We start from the raw sequence: 20521 nt of genomic DNA, 5'->3' as shown, positions 1-20521 counted from the left end.
GGGTGGAGCTCAGGTGGTGCTGCCGTCCTTGACCGCCTTGTGACCGTGTACGGCCTGTGCAGTGCGCTGGAAGGCGGCGTGCGAACGTTCGTGGGTCCGCTGCGCGACGGCGACGTAGAGAAGGTCGAGGACCACCAGCTGCGGGTGACGGGCGCTGAGCGCGTCCGGCCGGAAGGTGGTCGCCTGGGTTGCGGTGAGGAGGGTGATGTCGGCCAGCTCGGCCAGCGGCGAGCGCGGGAAGCTGGTCAGGGCGATGGTGGTGGCGCCCCGGCTGCTCGCCTCGGCGAGCATCTCGATCGTCTCGCCGGTCGCCCCGCTGTGCGAGATGCCGAGCGCGACGTCGCCGGGACGCGAGAGCGCGGCGCTGGCCAGACCGTTGTGCACGTCGGTCCAGGCCCAGACCGGCACCCCGATGCGGTGGAGGCTGAACTGCATTTCCTCGCCGACCAGCGCGCTTCCGCTGGCGCCGAAGATGTTGACCCGAGCCGACGCGGCGATCGCAGCCGCGGCCCGCTCGACCTCGGAGAGGTCGAGCAGCGCGGCCGTGTCGTGCATGGCCTGGGTGTCGGCGGCCATGATCTGGCCGAGGACCCGCTCGAGCGGGTCGCTGGGCTGGATCTCCCGCCCGATGTCGACGGTCCACCCGGCGGAACGGGCCCGCCCGGTCTCCGCCGCGATGCCGAGGCGCAGGTCGGCGTACCCGTCGAAACCGAGCGCCCGGCAGAACCGGGTGATGGTCGCCGGCGAGGTGCCGCTGCGCTCGGCCAGCTCGACGATGGTCGCCCGGGAGGCGGCGGCCGGGTCGGTCAGCACGTGCTCGGCGACGCGGCGCAGCGCCCCCGTGAACTCCGGCAGCATCGACCGCACCCGGGCCAGAACGCCGTCCGAGTTCAGCTGCCCGCCATGGTTGTGGCTGGTGGTGACCCCGGCCCGCGGAACCAGGGGGTCGACGACCGCGGTCGACGCGGCGCCGTCCATCTCCGGCTCGCTCATTGGTCACCCTTTCAGGAAACAGTGTTTACTGTCGCGGTAAAAGTTCTTACTAACAGCCCCTCTGTGTCAAGGAGTTGGGCGAAGTTTTCAAACCGTTACCTGACCTGCGCAGATGAACGCGTGTTACGGCGGTACCGCTTGACGGCCATCGATCCGGAAATGTTCTTTACGGCGTGACAGCCATCACATGCGGTGATTCGTACCGTTTTGCCATCGGCCTCTTTACGGAGGCCGGCCGACCGATCAGCTGAGCCGTGGTGGTCCGGACGGACCATCTCTTGGCGGTTGTGAAACGCGGTTTTTACGTCGGAAACAAGATCAAGACCTTTCCCGTACGGACGTCACGTCTGCACTGAAGGCCTTGCACGCTGCTGGGACAGCACTGTTCGGCAGCGCTGCCTCGACGGCGCTGCGGCTGGTTTCGACGGTGCTTCCCGCGTACGCGGGCGAGCGTGGCCCGCCTACGCGGGCGAGCGTGGCGGCAACCCGGGCCGGGCTGCGGTCAGGCGGTCGCCTCGATGGCCGCGGCGAAGGCCTCGGAGCGGTGCTCGAAATTGCGGAACTGGCCGTAGCTGGGGGCAGCCGGCGACAACAGGACCACGCCACCCGGCGGGGTCAGCTCGCGCGCCCGGCGTACGGCATCGGCCAGGTCGTCGGCGACCGCGGTGGTGACACCCGGCAGACCGGCCAGCTCGGCCAGGATGCGGGGACCGCTGTCGGGAATGCCGATCACGGTCAGTTCACGCTCGGCCAGGAAGTGCCGCAGCGGTGTGTAGTCGAGACCGCGGTCGGTGCCGCCCAGCAGGACCGTGAGGGGCCGGTCGGCGTACGCGTCGATGGCGTGCATGGCCGAATACGGGCTCGTGGAGAGCGTGTCGTCGACGAAGGTGAGACCGGACGGGTCGGCGATCTCGGTGAGCCGGTGCGGCAGGCCCTCGAACGACGCGACCGCGGCGGCCAGGGTGTCCTTGCGGCCCGGGACGTCGATGCCCAGCCCGTCGAGCACGGCCAGGGCCACGCACAGGTTGCGACCGTTGTGCGCGCCCTTGAGCCGCAGCGTCGCGCGCGGGAAGAGAGGCTCGTCGGAGCAGTAGACCAGCTCGCCCTCGACCCGGAACCGCGAATCGTCGGCGGCGGCCGGGACGGGCGGGAAACCGTTCGCGTCGGTCACTCCCCGGATCTCGTCGCGCAGCCGCTCGTCGGCGCCGTTCACGACGATCATTTCCGGTCCGTGCCGCAGCAGGTTGAGCTTGTCGCGGTAGTACTCCCGCTCGCCGCCGTGCGCGTCCAGGTGCTCGGGGAAGAGCGAGGTCACGACCGCGACGTGGGGCGAGTCGGTCAGGTCGGCGCACTGGTAGCTCGACAGCTCCAGGACGTACTGCGGCGCGTCGGGCAGATCGAGCAGCGGCACCCCGATGTTCCCGCCGAAGACGTTGGGCCGGCCGACCGCCGCCAGCAGGTGGCTGATCAGGCTCGAGGTCGTGCTCTTGCCCTTGCTGCCGGTGACGCCGATCGTGCGCGCGGCGTGATCGGCCATCCACAGGGCGCTGCCCCCGGTGACCGTGACACCGCGGCCGCGCAGCTCGGCCATCCACGGGTGGGTCTGCGGCACGCCCGGCGACCGCACCACGACGTCGGCCGTGACCAGCGCCGCGAACGCGTGGTCGCCGCCGGCCAGCGGGGCCTGGGCGGCGAGTTCGCCCTCCCACGCGACCGACAGGAAGTTCGCGCTGTCGTCGACCGCGATCAGGCGGGACGGCCCGTGCGGCGCGATCGCGGTCACCGCGGCGCGGCCCTCGCGGCCCGTGCCCCAGACCGCCACGGATCGCCCTTTGAGGTCAGCCAGGCGCACGTTCTCTCCTCTTCGACGAGTCGCACTAGTATTGCCGGTCGATCCTCAGACAGGAGTTCCCGGGTGCAGTTCGACGTCATGCGCTTCCCTTCGTACGCCCTCGACCCCGCGACCGGGGTGGTGACGTTCGACTACGTGCTCGACGGCCCCGACCCGCTGCACTTCACCGAGACGATCACGCTGCCGGTCCCCGACGGCGACCACGAGGTCCCGGTGGCTCTGGGCCGCGTCCTCGATCTGCTGCACGTGGTCGCCGGGGTCAGCTACTTCAAGGTCGGTGCCCCGGCCCGCGTGGTGGCTCCCCAGCCGGTGGCCCCGGCCGTGGCCGATTTTTTCACCGCGATCTACACCAAGGGCATGGCCGAGTACGCGTACCGCAATCAGCTCCCCCACGTCCTGGACCTGGTCCTGGAGGTGCCGGAAGGCGACGTCCCGGTGACCGAGCCGGTCGACAACAGCCAGGCCCGGCCGCTGTCGGCGGTCGGCGGCGGCAAGGACTCGATCGTCACGCTCGAGATCCTGCGCGCGGCCGGGCTCGACCCGGTGCCGTTCTCGGTCAACCCCAACCCGGTGATCCAGAACGTGAACGCCGCCTCGGGCCTGCCCGCGCTGGCCGCCCGCCGCAAGCTCGACCCGAGCCTGTTCGAGCTCAACAAGGCCGGCGCGCTCAACGGTCACATCCCGGTCACCGCGATCAACTCGCTGATCGCGATCGCCACCGCGGTGTGGCACGGGCTCGGCCCGGTGGTGATGTCCAACGAGCGCTCGGCGTCCGACCCCAACCTGATCTGGAACGGTCACGAGGTCAACCATCAGTGGTCCAAGGGCGTCGAGGCCGAGGGTCTGCTGCGCGCCGCGGTGACCGCCCACGCGGGCCTGACCGAGCCGTACTTCTCGCTGCTGCGCTCGCTGTCCGAGCTGCACATCGCGCAGCTGTTCGCCCGTCACACCCAGTACGACGACGTGGTGACAAGCTGCAACAAGGCCTTCAAGCTGCACGACCCGACGGTCCGCTGGTGCGGCGACTGCCCGAAGTGCCGCTTCGTCTTCCTGGCGATGGCGCCCGCGATGGACCGCACCCGGCTGACCCGGATCTTCGGTCACGACCTGTTCGCCGACACCGCCCAGGTCCCCGGTTTCCTGGAGCTGCTCGGCATCGACGCCCACAAGCCGTTCGAGTGCGTCGGCGAGGTCGAGGAGTCGCTGGTCGCCCTGTCGATGCTCGACGACGACGCGCCGGTCCTGGTCGCGCTGCGCGCCGCCGTACCCCCCGAGGCCTGGGCCGCCGCCTCCCGCGACGACGTCCTGACCCCCGGCGGCCCCGCCTACGTCCCGCCCACCTACGCCAAGATCCTCACCGACGCGCTATGACCGACCGGACCACGAACGACCCCCAGGCAGGCGCCGTCCACGCCGAGACGAAGCCTGGGGCCGACGACGCCACGACCGAGCTCGGGGCGGGTGCGTCCTCCGTCCCGACCGAGCTCGGGGCGGGTGCCTCCTCCGTCCCGACCGAGCTCGGAGCGGGTGCCCCCTCCGTCCCGACCGAGCTCGGGGCGGGTGCCGTCTACGTCGGCAAGGCCGACCTCGACGCGCCCGAGGAGCAGGGCTGGCTGCTGGGACACTTCCGCCCCGCGGACGATCCCCGGCACAGCGCCGCCGTCGAGATCAAGTGGGGCCGCCACCCCAAGGGCGACCGCCGCGCCCGATGGGTGACCGGCGAGGAACGCACCGCCCTGCTGGTCCTGATCAGAGGCCGCTTCCACATGGAGTTCCCGGACCGCACGGTGGTCCTCACCGAACCCGGCGACTACGTCGTGTGGGGTCGCGGCGTCGACCACTCCTGGCTGGCCGAGGAGGAGGACACCGTTGTCCTCACCGTCCGGTGGCCCTCCGTCGCCGGCTACAAGGTCCCGCCCGCGGAGTAGGCGCCTTGTCCCGCCTTCCACCTGCCGGGGTCCGGCCGGGCGAGACGGAGCAAATCGGTCTGCCGGCCGCGCCTTGGCGTACTACTCCGGCGCGTCGTGGTGGATGCGTTCCGGGGCTACGCCGAGTTGTTGCAGGGCCAGGCTCGTGGCCGTCAGCATCAGGGGCGGGCCGGCCAGGTAGACCTCGTGGTCGGACCACTCGCCGTAGGCCGCCACCGCGTCGGTGACCAGGCCGGAGGCGTACGGTCCGGGGTCGCCCTCGGAGACGACCGGCACCACGGTGGCCCGGCGCGCGGCGCGGGCCGTCTCGGCGATCTCGTCGATGTCGTAGAGCTCGCCGAGATCGCGGACGCCCCAGAAGAGGACGGCCGAGCGCGGGTCCCCGGTGTCGGCCAGCTCGGTGAGCAGGGCTTTGAGGGGTGCCACACCGGTGTCGCCGGCGATCATCAGCAGGTTGCGGCCGGGCTCGTCGGGCAGGGTCATCGCGCCCTCGGCCCGGCTCAGGCGCACGCGATCGCCGACGTTCGTGCGGTACACCAGGGCGGCGCTCACCCCGGACGTCGTCTTGGCCCGCACGTGCAGCTCGACCAGATCGTCGCGGCGCGGTGCCCCGGCCAGCGAGTAGGGTCGCCAGATCGCGGGCAGCTCGGGCACCTGGATCCGCGCGAACTGCCCCGGCCGGAACGGCATCGGCAGCTCCGGCCGCAGCCGCACCACGGCCAGGTCGGGCCGGCGGCGCTCGTGCATCACCACGGTCGCGTCCCACACCGGCGGGTCGTAGGCGGCGCGCGCCGCGCCGTGCGAGATCCACTCGTACACGTGCTGCCAGGTCGACCGCCAGGCCAGATCGAAGTCCTGCCGCCACTGCCCCGGCGCCATGCCGGCCCGCATCGCCTCGGCCAGCGCCGCGCCGACCAGATGCATCCGGCCCGGCTCGATCTCGCACGCGGCCAGCGCCGCCCCGAGCCGTCCGGTCCCCTCGACCAGCACGGGTGGCCGGTCGAGGTGGTGCACCAGCCAGGTCAGGGCCCGCGCGAGCTGCGCCGTCCGCGTCGCCGGGCCGCCCGGCAGCGCCGCCATCAGCGAGGGATGCGCCTGCAACAGGGCGACCCGCAGCCGCTCGGCCACTTCGACGGGCCCGCCGGCGAAGGTCAGACTGGTGCTCAGCAGCCGTTGCGTCTGCCGCAGGAGCGCGTCGTCGGCCGGGTCCATCCCGTCCCCCGCGCCCGGGCTCCGCGACACCATCGGCGGCATGACGTGCGGCAGGTCGAACCCCGGCAACCGCGGCGCCGGCGCTCCGGCCGCCCGGGTGGCGTGCGCGCCACCGTCCCGCTGAGCATCGCCTTGCAAGAACCCACCCTCATCCCGTACGCGGTCATCCCGCACCCTGCCCCCGGCCGCCCACTCGGGCCGGGGCCCCGCCTCGAACTCCGGCCCTTCCGGCGCCCACGGCTCAGCAACCGGCCGGACCACCCTTTCGGCCCGCCGCCCCGGAAGCCCCGCGAACTGGTTACGGCTCGGCTTGCCCACCGCCTCGACGTCGGCATAACGCCCAGCTTCCTCGGGCGTCGTCACCGCGTTGCCGGGCCGTCCTTCACCGGCACGGACGACCGCACGACGCGCAGAGTCCTCCGGCACCATCAAAGCCTGGCCGGGAGCACGCGCCTCGTCCGCACGGGCAACATCCTCGTGCGACATCAACGCCTTGCCCGAAGCACCCTCACGGCCACGCGCCTCGATCTCACGAGCGGCATCCTCGGGCGACATCAACGCCCTGCCGGGCCGCCCGCCACCCTCACGGACCGCAACCGCCTCCGGTGACATCGACGCTTCGTGACCCCACACGTGCCGCTCGACCTCGTCCGACGCCGACGGCTCCGTGCCGGTCCTGCCTCGGTGGCCCCCGGAGTGACCGGCGGCGTCATCCCGAGACGTCATCGCCAGGCCGGACTCGTCGCCGGATCGGGCAGCCTCCACCGGCGCGCGAAGGCCCTCGGCCGACGGCAGGCCGACATCCTCGTGCGGCACTTCACGCGGCGGCACCGGTGCGGGCAGGTTCCGGCCGCTCGGCCGCGTCGGGTCGATCGCCGGCATCCACGGCCGCCTCGCCGTCTCGGCCGGGCCGGGGGCGGCGCGCGTTCCGGCGCTCCCGCCGCCAGACCCGTCAGGCAACGCCTCAGGCTCACCGGGCAGGGCGCCGGATCCGCCCGGCAAAGCTCCCAGGTCGCCACCGGATCCGCCCGGCAAAGCTCGCGGGCCGCCAGATGAAGTGCCAGGCCCGCCAGTCAAACGCTCACGCCTCAACGCCGGCGGAACGGCTCGCACCGAACGCCGCTCCCAGAACGAGCGCCCCGGTGTCGGCCCCGCCTCGTCGGACGGCACACCAGCTCCAGCCGAAGCCGACTCGGCTCCCCCCGAGGACCGACCGGTCGGGCCCGCGCCCGCCCGATCGACGCCGACCTCAGCAGCTCCCGGCCGACCCAGGACAGGGCCATCCGCGCCAGAACGGTCAGCGCCCATCCGACCCGCGACGGGCCGGTCGGATCCGGGCCCGTGTGGGCTGGGCTCGCCGGCATCGGGTTGGGCCGCGGTCGGCGGAGCGGCGCCGGGGTGGTTCGCGGTCGGCGAGACGACGCCAGGACGGTTCCCGATCGGCGAGGCGGCGCCAGGACGGTTCCCGATCGGCGGAGCAGCGCCGGGATGGTTCGCGATCGGCGAGGCGGCGCCCGGACGGTTCCCGGTCGACGGAGCGGCGCCGGGATGGTTCGCGGCCGGCGGGACAGCGCCGGGGCGGTTCTCGGTCGGTGGAGCGGCGCCGGGGTGGTTTGCGGTGGGCGAAGCCCAGCGCGGGCGCAGGGGTTGGCCGGTCGTGGCCGGGTCGTGGTGGGAAGGCCCGGTGGGCAGACCGAACCGTGCGGGGCCCGGGGGCAGCGCCTCCCGTGGCTCGACCGGCGGCAGCACGGACGGGCCCGTCTCGGCCTGCTCGCGGAGGGCCTCGACGGTGTCCGCGATACCCGCGGCGACCGCGTCGGGGGCGGCCTGGCGCAAGCGGATCGCGCGCAGCAGGGCCATCAGATGCTGATCCGCGGCGGAACCCGAGCCTGATCCGGACGACACTGGCACACCCCCGTTCGGCGGATCGATCGACCAGTACAACCGTACGTCCGGACGCCGCGCCGCGCCGCTCGACCGGAAGACAGCACAACCCCAACCGGACCACCGGCCTCGCGCGTCCCCTCAGGAAACGTGCCGGAACCGGAACACCCGTCGCGCCACCGGATCACGCGGCGCTCACATCATGGCCGAAACGGTGCACCGGACCGGCCGGCACTGCCTGGCCGGCGCGTGCGGTGCTCGGACGAATCCGCTCGCAGCGGGTGGGCTGGTGGTGGCCGCGACTGTCGAAGCCGTCGCCCGCCGACAGAACACGTCGATCAGAGCACCGCTTCACCGTCGGCCGACGACGCCCGTCCGGACAACCGCCGCACAAGTGGCCGGCGCCGTCGAAGGTCAACCCGGAAGCGCGGAAACGAGCGCGACGACGCGGTGGAGCTTTCAGACCGATACGGCGGACATGCGGCTCACCGCCTCGTCGAGGATTTCCGGGCTCGTGGCGAAGTTGAGGCGGACATGCCCCGAGCCGACCGCCCCGAACCTGGTGCCCGGCTCGAGCGCGACCAGGGCGTCGTCGAGGAACCGGTCGCGCGGCTCGGCGTCGCGCCCCCACGCCGAGGCGTCGAGCCAGGCCAGATAGGTCGCCTCGGGCGGGGTCCACCGCACCGCGGGCAACCGGGACGCCAGCAGCCCGCCGAGTTGCTCGCGACGGGCCGCCAGCGTCGTGATCAGCGCCTCGAGCCAGGAGTCGCCCTCCTCGAAGGCGGCCACGGAGGCGAGCAGGCCGAGGTGCCCGGTGCGTTCGGTGACCTCGCGGGGCAGCCGTTCGACGATCTGGGCCATCCGGGTCGAGGCGGCCACGACGGCGGCGCACTTGAGCCCGGCCACGTTGAACGCCTTGCTGGCCGACACCACGCTCAGCGCTGTCTGATCCGCGCGGGGCACCGAGAGCAGCGGCGTGAAGCTCGCCCCGGGCAGCACCAGGGCGCCGTGGATCTCGTCGCTGATGATCGGCACCTCATGGAGCAGGGCGAGCCGGACCAGCTCGGCCAACTCGTCGGGCGTGTGCACCCGGCCGACCGGATTGTGCGGGTTGCACAGCAGGTAGGCCGCCGGATGGGTGGCGAACGCCGCCTCGAGCCCGGCCAGGTCGAGCCGGCCGGCGGCCAGGGGCACCTCGACGACCCGGCCGCCGGCCTCGGGCACCCAGTCGAAGAACGGCGGATAGACCGGCGGGCTGATCACCACCGGATCGCCGGGACGGACCAGCTGCCGCAGCAGCTCGACGACCCCGACACCGACGTCGGTCACCGGGAGGACCCGGCCGGGATCGGGCTCCCATCCCCACCGCCGGGCGGCGAACCCGGCGAAGGCCCGGCCGAGCTCGGGACCGGGTGTCGAATAGCCGGCGTCACCGCGCGCGACGGCCTCGGTGAGCGCCGCCGCGACCGGCGGGGCCAGCGCATAGTCCATCTCGGCGACGAACAGCGGCAGCACGTCGCCGGGGAAGGTGCGCCACTTGACGCTGCGGCGCAGCCGGAGGTCGGACAGCGGGGGGACAGTCAGTTCCGCGTTCATGCCGACATCCTGCACCTCGGCTCCGACAGTTTCCCGGCGGAAGTTTTCTGTGAATCGACTGCGAGTCGGGCCGGGCTCTGGGAGGCTGCACGCAGGATTCCGACGGTTGCCCCCGGGCCGCTCGGCTTGAGCCCACACGAGGCGGAGCCATGAGCATCAGCCACCATCAGACGGCCAGTGGACGGCCACTGCGCGTCGCCCCGGCGTGGGTCGGCGGCGCCGGCGTGGCCCGGGACGAGCCCCTTCTCCCCGTACGGGAAGCGGTGTGGGTCTGGAGTGTCCGCCGCTATGCCCGTCTGGCGCTGTGGGCGCTGCCGGTCGCGGCTCTGCTGCACGGTTGGACCACCCTGGGCCTGGACGCGCCGACCGGGCCCCTCCTGGTGACGCTGACCGCCGGTTGGCTGGCCGCGGTCGCGATGATCGCGCTGGCCGGGTTGCTCGCCGGCTCGCGCACCCGCCGGTCGGCCCTGGTCGGTCTGCTGCTCGGCCTGGCCGGGTTCGTGCTGAGCCTGCCGCTGATGGCCCTCCCGCCCGGTACGGCCGCGGCCGGCTCGGCGCTGACGGTCGACCAGTTGCGCCTGGTCGAGCTGGGCGCCACCGCCACGCTCGGCGCGGGCTGGGTGCTGCTCGGCTGGGCGGTCTTCCGGTCGGGGCTGGTCAACCCGGCCGACGGCGTGCTGCTCATGCTGGCCGCCGCGGTCATCGGCGCCGGCGCGCACGCCCAGCGCCCGCTGCCGGCGGTGGGGGCCCTGCTGCTGCTCGCCGCGGGCACAGGCCTGGCCTGGACGGGCGGCCGGCTCCTCCCCAAGCACTGAGACACCCCGCAGCACCCATACTCCGCAGCACCAAGGCCCCGAAGGCCCCCGCACCGGAATGTCGGACCCCAGTGGCATGCTCGCAGTCGGCCCCGGGAGACCCCGGGATCGGCCGGAAGGAGCAGCCATGGCCAAGGTGGTCGCCGACATCTCGGTGTCGCTCGACGGATTCGTGACCGGTCCCGAGCCCGGCCCCGGGCAGGGCCTCGGCCGCGGCGGCGAGGCGCTGCACACCTGGGCCCTCGACGGTGACGCCATCGACCGGGCCGTCCAGGCCGAGACGGTCGACGCCACCGGTGTGGTCATCATGGGCCGCACCCTGTTCGACATCGTCGACGCCCCCGACGGCTGGAGCGACGAGATGGGCTACGGCGCCGGCCTGGCCGCGGAGCCGCCCGTCCTGGTCGTCACCCGCACCCCGCCGGCTCACGTGCGGCTGGCCGACCGGTTCACCTTCGTGGTCGACGGCCTCGGCAGCGCGGTCGACAAGGGCCGGGCCATGGCCGACGATCGCGACGTGGTCATCATGGGCGGTGGCGCGGTCGTCCGGAGCGCCGTCGACGCGGGCCTGGTCGACGAGGTGCGGCTGCATCTCGCCCCGGTGCTGCTGGGTTCGGGCACCCCGCTGTTCGACGGCGCCGTGCCGCGCGGGCTGCGCCAGATCCACGTGCGAGCGTCCGGGCACGCCACCCACCTGACCTACCGGGTCGACTGAGCGCCGTGCCCGAGATCCATCTGATCACCGACCCCGGCGACGACCGGCTCGGCGACTACCGCGCCCTGACCGACCTCGAGCTGCGCACCCGATGGGAGCCGCCCAACGGGCTGTTCATCGCCGAGGGCGAGCTGGTGCTGCGCCGCGCGCTGAAAGCCGGCTATCGGCCGCGGTCCTACCTGATCGACGAGAAACGCACCGATCAGCTGGCCGACCTGCCCGGCGACGCGCCGATCTACGCGGCCACCCCGGCCGTGCTCGAGGAGGCCACCGGCTTCCACGTGCACCGTGGCGTCCTGGCCTCGTTCCATCGGGCGCCGCTGCTCACGGCCGGCGAGGTCGTCGCCACCGCGCGCCGCGTCGCCGTGCTGGAGGACGTCAACAACCACACCAACATCGGCGCCGTGTTCCGGGGCGCGGCCGCGCTGGGCATCGACGCCGTGCTGCTGTCGCCGACGTGCGCCGATCCGCTCTACCGTCGCAGCGTGCGGGTCAGCATGGGTGAGGTGTTCGCCGTTCCGTACGCCCGCCTGGAGCCCTGGCCCGACGGCCTGGAGCTGCTCCGCCGGAGTGGCTTCACCGTCCTGGCCTTGACGCCGGATGCCGGGGCGGTGCCGCTGCAGCGGCTCACCGGCGAGCAGCGGCGCAAGACCGCGCTGCTGCTCGGCGCCGAGGGCCCCGGGCTCTCGAAGAACGCGCTGGCGGCCAGCGACGTGCCCGTCAAGATTCCGATGCGCCGCAACGTCGACTCGCTCAACATCGCCGCCGCGGCCGCCGTCGCCTTCTGGGAGCTGGGCCGTGACGACCCGGAGGCGTGAGAGCGGCGACGGTGCCAGGACGCGACGACCTGGAGGCGTGAGAGCGGCGACGGTGCCGGGACGTGAAACGGCCGGCCCCTGACGGAGCCGGCCGTTGTGCGTGAGGTCAGGCGCGTTCGCGGTCGACCACGCCGTTGTAGTCGGCGCCGCCGAGAGCGGCCGACGGTGGGATCGGCTCGGCCGCGGGCAGTGCGGCCGTCTTGTCCTGGTCGCCGCTGACCTGAGCCTCGGCCACCCGTACCTGGTCGTTGACCTTCTGTGCCTCGGCCGCGGCCGACGCCGCCGCCTCCGAGGCCTCCCGCTCGACCGCGGCCGAGTCGACCGTGGACTTCGGGATGTCGCCCGCCATGTTGGCCAGGCCGCCCAGCGCGCCGCCCATGCCCTCGAGGGCCTTGGTCAGCTCGGTCGGCACGATCCACACCTTGTTGGCCGTGCCGTTGGCGATCTGCGGCAGAGCCTGCAGGTACTGGTAGGCCAGCACCTTCTGTGACGGGTTGGCCGTGTGGATGGCGTCGAACACCGTCCGGATCGCCTTGGCCTGGCCCTCGGCCTGCAGGATGCGGGCCTGGCGGTCACCGTCGGCCCGCAGCACCTGGGACTGCTTCTCGCCCTCGGCGGTGAGGATCGCCGCCTGCTTGTGGCCCTCGGCGTTCAGGATCGTGGCGCGTCGTTCCCGCTCGGCGCGCATCTGCTTCTCCATGGAGTCGCGGATGCTCGGCGGCGGCTCGATCGCCTTGATCTCGACCCGGGTGACCTTGATGCCCCAGCGCCCGGTGGTCTCGTCGAGCACCGTGGAGAGGTGCCGGTTGATCTCCTCGCGGCTGGTCAGGGCGCGCTCGAGGTCGAGCGAGCCGATGACGTTACGCAGGGTGGTCACCGTGAGCTGCTCGATGGCCTGCAGGAAGTTGGAGATCTCGTAGGTCGCCCGCACCGGGTCGACGACCTTGAAGTAGAGCACCGTGTCGATCGACACGACCAGGTTGTCGGACGTGATGACCGGCTGCGGCGGGAACGAGACCACCTGCTCGCGCATGTCCACCTTGCTGCGCACCGAGTCGACGAACGGCACCAGCAGGTTGAGGCCCGGGGACAGGGTCCGCTTGTACTTGCCGAGCCGTTCGACCACGTCCATGCGCTGCTGCGGGACGATGCGGACGGAGCGAAGCAACGTGACGATGGCGAACACCACGATCACGATGATGAGGACGCCGACTACAGCTTCCATGGCACCCCTCTCTAAAGGTTGGGCAGATCGTCGCGCCACACGATGGCCGTGGCGCCGTTGACCTTGATGACCCGGACGCGTTCGCCGGGCAGGTATTTCTCGTGGCCGTCGAACGAGCGGGCCTGCCAGTGCTCGCCGTCGATCTTGATCATGCCGTGGGCGCCGTCGACCTCTTCCAGCACCATGGCCTGGGTGCCCTCGAGCGCCTCGACGCCGAACGGGGTGTCACCCGTCTCGATCGCCGGCTTGGCGTGGCGGAGGATGATCGGCCGCAGGGCGGTGACCGAGAGGCCGGAGACGACGGCGAAGACGATGACTTGTAGGAGGAGAGGCGCGCCGAGAGCGGCCGCGCCGGCCGCGGCGAAAGCCCCGACCCCGAAGAAAATGATCAGAAATGTGGCCGTGAAAGCCTCGGCGATCGCCAAGGCGATGCCGAGCACGATCCAGAGAACCGCTTCCACGCATCGATCGTGACACGCGCGCGCACGTCCGGCGACGCTCCGTGCCCCCACACGGAAAATGTCATCGAACTGCCATGGAAGCCGGGGGCCGGTTCGGCGTAGCCATATCGCCCGTACGGAGTTATACCCACGAGTCACACATCGAGAGGGTCCACCGTGTCGCTGCTGCCGGAGACCGGCCGACGGGTCGAGGAGATCGCCGTCCGCGCGCAGGCCGAAGGGCGTACGCCGTCCCTCGCCCTGGCGATCGTCCGGGACCGCGCCGTGCTGCATCAGGTCGTCGCCGGCGAACATCCCCGCCCCGACGCGAAGACGCAGTACCGCCTCGGCTCGATCACCAAGACGATCACCGCCGCGCTGGTCCTGCAACTGCGCGACGAGGGCTTCTTCGCGCTCGACGACCTGCTCTACCGTCACCTGCCCGGCACCCCGATCGGCGGCGTGACGCTGCGCCAGCTGCTCGGCCACGTGTCGGGCCTGCAGCGTGAGCCGGACGGCGCCTGGTGGGAGCGCACTCCCGGTGGCGACGTCGACAAACTGCTGGCCGAGCTGGGGTACGACAAGGTGGCCGGGGCGCCCTTCCGGCGCTACCGCTATTCCAACCTGGCGTACGGGCTGCTGGGCGCCGTCCTCGAGCGGGTGACCGGGGAGAGCTGGGCGACCCTGGCCGGTAAGCGGGTGCTCGACCCGCTGGGCATGAAACGGACGACGTACTCCCCCGTCGAGCCGTACGCCCGCGGTTACGTCGTGCACGCGCTCGACAGTTCGCTGCACGAGGAGCCACGCCTGGACTCGGGGGCGATGGCGCCGGCCGGCCAGCTCTGGTCGACGCTCACCGACATGGCCAAGTGGGCCGCCTTCTGGACCGATCCCGCGCCCACGGTGCTGGCCCGCGAGACGGTCGACGAGATGTGCGCGCCGGTCGTGATCAGCGACCTGGAATCGTGGACCGAGGGCCACGGTCTGGGCCCGCACCTCTACCGGGTCGGCGAACGGGTCTTCGTCGGGCACGGCGGCTCGATGCCCGGCTACGTGGCCCAGTTCGCCGTGCACCGCCGGAGCCGCTTGGGCGTGGTCGTGTTCGCCAACGCGTACGGCCTGACCGGCACGACGATCAAGGACGTGGCACTGGCGGCGCTGGCCGTGGCCGTGGAGGCCGAACCGGCCACGCCCGCACCCTGGATGCCGCCCGCCCCGCCCACCGGCGAGGCGGCCACCCTGGTCGGCCGCTGGTGGTGGATGGGCCGCGAGTTCGAGATCACCCCGTACGGCGACTCGCTGCTCATGACCGGGCCGAACCACCGCTCCCGGTTCACCCGCGAGGCCCCGGACCACTGGCGCGGCATCGAGGGCGACAACGAGGGCGAGATCCTGCACCTCCTGCGCGACGACGAGGGCCAGGTCCAGGCGATCGACATCGCGACGTTCGTCTTCAAACGCGATCCAGCACATCTGGCCTGAGGCCCGCCGGCCCCGAAACGGCGGGCGCCAGGACAGGCGGCGCGTCGGGGGCGGCGGCGCGGCCGGGGCGGAAGCCGAGGGCCAGGCCGGCCGCGACCACGGCGACGCCCGCCCACACCGCCAGGCCCGGCATCGGGCCGCCGAGGGCCACACCGACGGCGGCGGCCGCGACGGGGGCGATCCCGGTCAGCAGGCCGGCCCGCGCCGGGCCGAGCCGCTGGACGCAGGTGTACCAGAGCACGAACGCCACCGCCGTGACCGCGACGGCCAGGTAGACGCCGGCCAGCACGTCGTCGGGGCGCAGGCGCAGGACCGCGCGGGGGCCCTCGCCGACCAGGCCGGCCGCCCCGAAGGCGACCGCGGCCATCCAGGTCGAGTGCACCGACACCCCGTGCGGCCCGTGCCGGCCCAGCACCGGGACGGCCAGCAGCGTGAAACCGGCCTCGCAGGCGAAGGTGACCAGGGCCCACACCAGCCCGAGGCCGTCGGTGCGGCCGAAGCCCTGCACCAGGGCGGCTCCGGCGGTGACCACCAGCGCGGCCGCGACGAGCCGCCGGGCCGGGGTCTGGCCCTCGAGGAGCGGACCGGCCACGGCCAGCAGCAGGGGCACGCAGGCCACGGCGACGCCGAGCACGGCCGGTTCGGCGTGGCGGGAGCCCTGCACCAGGGCCACGTTGAAGATCAGCATGCCGGTCAGGACGACGCCGCCGAGCCAGAGCCAGTCGGAGCGCCGGGGGCGGACCAGGCGCTTGCCGGCGAGGCGGGCCCACAGGACGAGCAGCAGGCACGCGAGCGCGTACCGGAGGGATTGGACGGTCAGCGAGGGCGCGTCGGCCAGGAAGCCGGAGACGGCCACGCTGCCGCCGACGAAGGCCATGCCGGTGGCGCCGGCCAGGGCGGGCGCGAGAGGTGTCTGCACACCGGTGATGCTCGTCGCGATATGGTCCGGATTGAAGGACCAATTCGCCCCGGCTGAGGAGGACCAATTTCCGGATCGGACTTTCTCCAGCTGCGGGCCGAGGACGCCCCGGCCAAGGGGCTGACCGCCTGGCTGGCCGACGGGCTGCGGTCCGCGGTGGCCGGGCGGCGGCTGGCTCCGGGTGAGAAGCTGCCGCCGACCCGGGTCCTGGCGGCCGAGCTGGGGATCTCGCGCGGGGTGGTGGTCGACGCCTATCAGCGGCTCATCGACGAGGGGCTCGCTCAGGCCCGCACGGGGGCCGGCACCACCGTCGTCGCCCATCCGCACGTCCGCGACAGCCCGTCCGACCGGCGCCGGTCCCTCGACACGCTGCGGCTGCCCCTGCCGCCGGCCGACGGCATCGACCTCGACCTCTCCCCGGGCATCCCGGACCTGGCCGCTTTTCCCCGTACGGCCTGGTTGCGCGCCGAGCGGGCCGTCCTCGGCGAGATCACCGCGGCCGACCTGGGCTACGGCGATCCGGGCGGCACGCCGCGCCTGCGGGCCGAGCTGGCCGGGTGGCTGGCCCGCACCCGCGGCGTACGGGCCGAGCCCGACGACGTCATCGTGGTGAACGGCGTGGCCCAGGCGCTGGCGCTGCTGGCCCAGACCCGGCCGGCGACGAGCATCGCGGTGGAGGACCCGGGGTCGCGCGGGGCCCGCGACCAGATGGCGCACTGGGGTGTCCGCCCGGAGCCCGTCCCGGTCGACGAGGAGGGACTCGTCGTCGACGCCCTGACCCAGGACGCGGTCGTCGTCACACCGGCCCACCAGTTCCCCACCGGCGTCGTGCTCAGCCCGGAGCGCCGCCGCGCGCTGCTGGCCTGGGCGGTCGCCGGGGGCCTGGTCATCGAGGACGACTACGACGCCGAGCACCGCTACGACCGGCCCCCGGTGGCCGCCCTGCAGGGGTCGGCGCCCGACCAGGTGGCGTACGCCGGAAGCGTCTCGAAGTCGCTTGCGCCGGGCATGCGCCTGGGCTGGCTGATCGCCCCGCGACGGCTGCAACCGGCGTTGCTCACCGCCAAGCACGACAGCGACCTCGGCAGCCCGGCGCTGCCCCAGCTCGTGCTGGCCCGGCTGCTCGCGACCGGCGACTACGAACGGCACCTGCGCAACGTCCGGGCTCGTCAGCGCCGCCGCCGGGACGCGCTGCTGGCCGCGCTGGGCGCCCACCTGCCGCGGGCCCGGGTGATCGGCGTGGCCGCCGGGCTGCACCTGTTGATCATGATGCCGGGCGAGGAGGCCGACACGCGGCTGGCCGACCGGGCCGCGGCGGCCGGTGTCCTCGTCCACCCGCTGTCGTGGCACCGGATGACCCCGGGACCGCCCGGGCTGATCCTGGGCTACGCGGCCAACCCGCCCGACCGGCTGGCCGAAGCGGCCCGGCGCCTCGGCGAGGTCCTCGGACGGTGAGTCACCTGGGTCAGGGGACGGTGACGAAGTCGATCAGCCGCTCCATCGAGTTGATCAGCGGCGTCTCGACGTCCCGGTAGCTGCTCACCGACGACAGGATCCGCCGCCACATGTCGGCCGGCTCGCGCACGCCCACGGCTGCGCAGATCCCTTCCTTCCAGGGCCGCCCGGGCGGGATCACGGGCCATTTGGAGAGCCCGACGCGCTGCGGCTTCACCGCCTGCCAGATGTCGACGTACGGGTGACCGGTCACGAGCACGTCGGGATCGGTCACCGCGGCCACGATCCGGCTCTCCTTGCTGCCGGGGACGAGGTGGTCCACGAGGACGCCGAGCCGCCGCTGCGGGCCCGGCCGGAACTCGCGGACCGCGCCGGCCAGATCGTCGATGCCGTCCAACGGCTCGACGACGATGCCCTCGATGCGCAGATCGTCGCCCCAGATGCGCTCGACCAGCGCGGCGTCGTGGATGCCCTCGACCCAGATCCGGCTGGCCTTCGCGACCTGGGCCCGGACGCCGTCGACGGCGATCGAGCCGGACGCGGTGACCTTGCGCTGGGCCTGCGCCGGCGCCGCGGCCGGCCGGCGCAGCGTGACCGTCTTCCCGTCGAGCAAAAAGGCGGCCGGCGCCAGCGGGAAGTTGCGCCGCTTGCCGTGCCGGTCCTCCAGGACGACCGCGCCGAGCTCGAAGCCGATGACCGCCCCGCAGAAGCCCGACTCGGCGTCCTCGACGACCAGGTCGCGTTCGGCGTCCACCTCGGGAATCACCTTGCGCCGCCGCCAGTTCCCCTTGAGCACGTCCTCCCCATACATGCAAGGCACCGTAACCCGTGCGTTGCGACACGGGGTTTCTGACTCTCCGGCCGAGACAACCTTCCCGGCGGGCACGTACCCTTGCTCGCATGTTCCCCGCAGCTGATGCGGCCACCCGCGTCGCGCGGCGCTCCACCCGGTTCGTGACCTGGGTACGCGCCTGGCGCGCCGGCCTGGTCCCCTTAGACGAGCTGGCCGACGAGATCGCCCGCGACGAGGAGCACCTCGTCGCCGACGCGCCCGGCACGTGGACCGACGTGCCGCTGCCGCAGGGCCTGCCGGCCTTCGCCAAGGTGCACCCCGACGACATCCGGCTGGTGCTGCCCGCCCCGGGCGACCCGCGCGGCCTGCCCGGTCCCGGCCCGCTGACCGGCAGCGCGATGCTCGCCGGCGAGGCCGTGATGACGCCGTCGTTCGGGGTCGTGCCCGAGGTCCGGCGGCACGTCTCCGGCTCCGGTGTCGAGTTCGAGACGGTGCTGTGGCGCTGGTTCCCGGTGGAGAACTACCGCCCGGTCTTCCAGATGGGCGCGGCCGAGGCCGAGGGCGAGCTGACCGTGGCGCTCGGCGAGGCCACGACCCAGCTGACCCGGCTCGACGTGGCCCAGTGGAAACCCGAGCTGGCCGGGGCCCTGCAGGCGTTGCGGCGCCCCGAGAGCACGGCCACGCTGCCGCCCGGCTTCGACCCGCGCGCCCGCCGCCTGTTCGCCCGCGCCTCGATCCTCGACCAGGTGCTCGCGCTGGCCGAGACCAACGCGCCCGGCGGCGCCATCAACGGCTATGAGGCCCAGCAGCGCGACGCCGCGCTGCGCCCCCTGCTGGACGCGTGCCGCCAGGCCCTGGTCGCCGCGTGCAACTCGCCGTTGCATGCCTGACCGTTTCAAGCACTGCACGTATTGCGGCGCGCGTTTCGTGCCCGGCCAGCCCTGGCCGCGCCGGTGCGCCGCGTGCGGCGAGACGACGTACCGGAATCCGACCCCGGTGGCGGTGGCGGTGCAGCCCGTCGGCGGCGGCCTGCTGGTCGTACGGCGGGGCATCGCGCCGGCCGAGGGAAAGCTGGCGTTGCCCGGCGGTTTCATCGACTTCGGCGAGTCCTGGCCGGACGCCGCCGCCCGCGAACTGTTCGAGGAGACCGGCTTGCGGGCCGATCCGCTGAGCGCCGTCCTCTACGACACGATCAGCGCCCCGGACAGCACCCTGCTCGTCTTCGCGCTCTTCCCGCCGCTCCCCTCGGCCGATGCCCTGCCGCCTTCGGTGCCGACCGACGAGACGTACGGCTGGGAAGTGCTGAAGGGTCCGGCCGAGCTCGGCTTCAGCCTGCACACCGCCGTCGCCGCCCGGTTTTTCGCCGAGACAGCCGACTGATCCCGTCAGTCGATGAGGCCGGCGGCCGACAGTTCATCGAGCAGCACCCGGATGGCCGGAGCGCAGCGCGCCGAGTCGGCCGAGCCGAACCAGGCCCACTCCGCGATCTCGTTCGACGCGGCCGGCTGGTCGTCGGTCTTGCCGCCGGTGAAGCAGATCAGCCGCACCGTCGTGCCGGGCGGGCGGTTGTGGGCCGGGGCCACGATCTCCGTCCACAGTGCGAGATCGGCCGGATCGATGACGAGGCCGACCTCCTCGCCGGTCTCGCGGGCGGCGGCCTCGGCGTACGACTCGCCGGGCTCGGGTTTGCCGCCGGGCAGATAGAAGGCGTCCGAGGCGTCCGGCCGCACCACCAGGACCCGGCGCTCGCGGACACAGACCCAGGCCGCGGCGATCACTTCGCTGGTCACCGGGCGAGCGTAGCCGCGTAAACCGGAAGCGCCCGGACCGCGGGGGCCGCTAGCGTGCGCGCCATGGAGATTCGGGCTGAGCGGGACGGGGACGACGTCGCCGAGGTGCACCGGGCGGCGTTCGGCGCGGACGGGGACCACATCGCCGAGCTGGTGGCGGCGCTCCGACGCGACGACCCCGGCCTGCTCTCGCTCGTGGCCGAGGCCGACGGGCAGGTGGTCGGCAACGTGATGTTCACCCGCAGCCTGCTCGACGCGCCGCGGCGCCTGGTCGACGTGTGGGTGCTCAGTCCCCTGTCGGTCCGGCCCGGGCACCAGCGTCAAGGGGCCGGCCGGGCCCTGATCCGGCGCGGCCTCGAGATCGCCGACGAGCAGGGCGTCCCGCTCGTGTTCCTCGAGGGCGACCCGGCCTACTACGCCCGGGCGGGCTTCCGCGCGGGCGGCGACCTGGGCTTCCGCAAGCCGTCGCTGCGCATCCCGGACGCGGCCTTCCAGGTCTACCCGCTCGGCGCCTACGAGGAGTGGATGACCGGGACGCTGGTCTACTCCGCGACCTTCTGGGACTACGACAGCGTGGGGCTGCGCGACTCCTGAGCCCGGCCGC

19 protein-coding genes are annotated in these 20521 nt (G+C 73.1%); 10 read left to right on the top strand and 9 right to left on the bottom strand.

Going from position 1 to position 20521, the window contains the following annotated elements; translation table 11 throughout:
* Positions 1-9: 9 nt before the first annotated feature.
* Both HJC40_RS02930 and murD read right to left on the bottom strand, forming a co-directional pair.
* Positions 10-993, bottom strand: coding sequence for a MurR/RpiR family transcriptional regulator (locus HJC40_RS02930; protein ID WP_249998037.1), 984 nt, complete (start codon positions 991-993; stop codon positions 10-12).
* Between the two features lie 502 nt (positions 994-1495).
* Positions 1496-2845 (bottom strand): UDP-N-acetylmuramoyl-L-alanine--D-glutamate ligase, encoded by a 1350-nt coding sequence (murD, locus tag HJC40_RS02925; RefSeq protein ID WP_249998036.1) that lies wholly within the window; start codon positions 2843-2845, stop codon positions 1496-1498.
* A 78-nt stretch (positions 2846-2923) separates the two neighbouring features.
* Between murD and HJC40_RS02920 the strand changes: the two genes are divergently transcribed.
* The gene (locus tag HJC40_RS02920) at positions 2924-4216 is read left to right on the top strand and encodes a hypothetical protein (RefSeq protein WP_249998223.1); all 1293 of its coding nucleotides are present in this window, start codon (positions 2924-2926) and stop codon (positions 4214-4216) included.
* Positions 4213-4773 (top strand): hypothetical protein, encoded by a 561-nt coding sequence (locus HJC40_RS45995; RefSeq protein ID WP_308200827.1) that lies wholly within the window; start codon positions 4213-4215, stop codon positions 4771-4773. Before HJC40_RS02920 ends, HJC40_RS45995 begins: the two co-directional genes overlap by 4 nt.
* An 81-nt stretch (positions 4774-4854) precedes the next feature.
* Here the strand turns inward: HJC40_RS45995 and HJC40_RS02910 are convergent, their stop codons facing one another.
* Together HJC40_RS02910 and HJC40_RS02905 are read right to left on the bottom strand one after the other, a co-directional pair.
* Positions 4855-6123, bottom strand: coding sequence for a globin (locus tag HJC40_RS02910; RefSeq protein ID WP_249998035.1), 1269 nt, complete (start codon positions 6121-6123; stop codon positions 4855-4857).
* Positions 6124-8328: 2205 nt separating this feature from the next.
* A complete protein-coding gene (locus HJC40_RS02905; RefSeq protein ID WP_249998034.1) occupies positions 8329-9465 on the bottom strand; it encodes a MalY/PatB family protein in 1137 nt (378 codons plus the stop codon).
* A gap of 149 nt (positions 9466-9614) precedes the next feature.
* Between HJC40_RS02905 and HJC40_RS02900 the strand changes: the two genes are divergently transcribed.
* The 3 genes from HJC40_RS02900 to HJC40_RS02890 all read left to right on the top strand — a co-directional run bounded on the left by HJC40_RS02900 (position 9615) and on the right by HJC40_RS02890 (position 11813).
* Complete coding sequence (locus tag HJC40_RS02900) at positions 9615-10280, top strand: hypothetical protein (protein WP_249998033.1); 666 nt, start codon at positions 9615-9617, stop codon at positions 10278-10280.
* Positions 10281-10407: 127 nt separating this feature from the next.
* Complete coding sequence (locus HJC40_RS02895; protein WP_249998032.1) at positions 10408-10995, top strand: dihydrofolate reductase family protein; 588 nt, start codon at positions 10408-10410, stop codon at positions 10993-10995.
* A gap of 5 nt (positions 10996-11000) precedes the next feature.
* Positions 11001-11813: an RNA methyltransferase gene (locus tag HJC40_RS02890; protein WP_249998031.1), complete on the top strand. Its 813-nt coding sequence runs from the start codon at positions 11001-11003 to the stop codon at positions 11811-11813.
* A 106-nt stretch (positions 11814-11919) separates the two neighbouring features.
* On the opposite strand, the gene HJC40_RS02885 is transcribed toward HJC40_RS02890, so the two are convergent.
* The gene (locus HJC40_RS02885) at positions 11920-13038 is read right to left on the bottom strand and encodes an SPFH domain-containing protein (RefSeq protein ID WP_249998030.1); all 1119 of its coding nucleotides are present in this window, start codon (positions 13036-13038) and stop codon (positions 11920-11922) included.
* Positions 13039-13049: 11 nt separating this feature from the next.
* Positions 13050-13499, bottom strand: a complete 450-nt coding sequence (locus HJC40_RS02880; protein WP_249998028.1) for an NfeD family protein — start codon at positions 13497-13499, stop codon at positions 13050-13052.
* Positions 13500-13655: 156 nt separating this feature from the next.
* On the opposite strand from HJC40_RS02880, the gene HJC40_RS02875 reads away from it, so the two are divergent.
* Positions 13656-14960 (top strand): serine hydrolase domain-containing protein, encoded by a 1305-nt coding sequence (locus HJC40_RS02875; RefSeq protein ID WP_249998027.1) that lies wholly within the window; start codon positions 13656-13658, stop codon positions 14958-14960.
* Here HJC40_RS02875 and HJC40_RS02870 read toward each other — a convergent pair.
* Entirely contained in the window at positions 14932-15879 is a 948-nt protein-coding gene (locus HJC40_RS02870) for a DMT family transporter (protein ID WP_249998026.1), read from the bottom strand. The two genes, HJC40_RS02875 and HJC40_RS02870, sit on opposite strands and share 29 nt — an antisense overlap.
* 156 nt (positions 15880-16035) lie before the next feature.
* On the opposite strand from HJC40_RS02870, the gene HJC40_RS02865 reads away from it, so the two are divergent.
* On the top strand, positions 16036-17334 hold the full coding sequence (locus HJC40_RS02865) for a PLP-dependent aminotransferase family protein (protein ID WP_249998025.1): 1299 nt from the start codon (positions 16036-16038) through the stop codon (positions 17332-17334).
* A gap of 10 nt (positions 17335-17344) precedes the next feature.
* Here the strand turns inward: HJC40_RS02865 and HJC40_RS02860 are convergent, their stop codons facing one another.
* Entirely contained in the window at positions 17345-18145 is an 801-nt protein-coding gene (locus HJC40_RS02860; RefSeq protein WP_249998024.1) for a DUF3097 domain-containing protein, read from the bottom strand.
* 89 nt (positions 18146-18234) lie between these two features.
* Between HJC40_RS02860 and HJC40_RS02855 the strand changes: the two genes are divergently transcribed.
* Positions 18235-19017, top strand: a complete 783-nt coding sequence (locus tag HJC40_RS02855) for a hypothetical protein (protein WP_249998023.1) — start codon at positions 18235-18237, stop codon at positions 19015-19017.
* Positions 19010-19507 carry an NUDIX domain-containing protein gene (locus tag HJC40_RS02850; protein WP_249998021.1) on the top strand — a complete coding sequence of 166 codons (498 nt, stop codon included), beginning with the start codon at positions 19010-19012 and terminating at the stop codon, positions 19505-19507. Before HJC40_RS02855 ends, HJC40_RS02850 begins: the two co-directional genes overlap by 8 nt.
* 5 nt (positions 19508-19512) lie before the next feature.
* On the opposite strand, the gene HJC40_RS02845 is transcribed toward HJC40_RS02850, so the two are convergent.
* Positions 19513-19917, bottom strand: a complete 405-nt coding sequence (locus tag HJC40_RS02845) for an NUDIX domain-containing protein (RefSeq protein WP_249998020.1) — start codon at positions 19915-19917, stop codon at positions 19513-19515.
* A 63-nt stretch (positions 19918-19980) separates the two neighbouring features.
* On the opposite strand from HJC40_RS02845, the gene HJC40_RS02840 reads away from it, so the two are divergent.
* A complete protein-coding gene (locus HJC40_RS02840) occupies positions 19981-20511 on the top strand; it encodes a GNAT family N-acetyltransferase (protein WP_249998019.1) in 531 nt (176 codons plus the stop codon).
* Positions 20512-20521: the final 10 nt, after the last annotated feature.

This window comes from Actinoplanes sp. M2I2 (assembly GCF_023544445.1).
In the GTDB taxonomy this organism is placed as follows: Bacteria; Actinomycetota; Actinomycetes; order Mycobacteriales; family Micromonosporaceae; genus Actinoplanes.
Note: the sequence above shows the minus strand (reverse complement) of the source record. Positions and strands in the feature narration are given on the sequence as shown.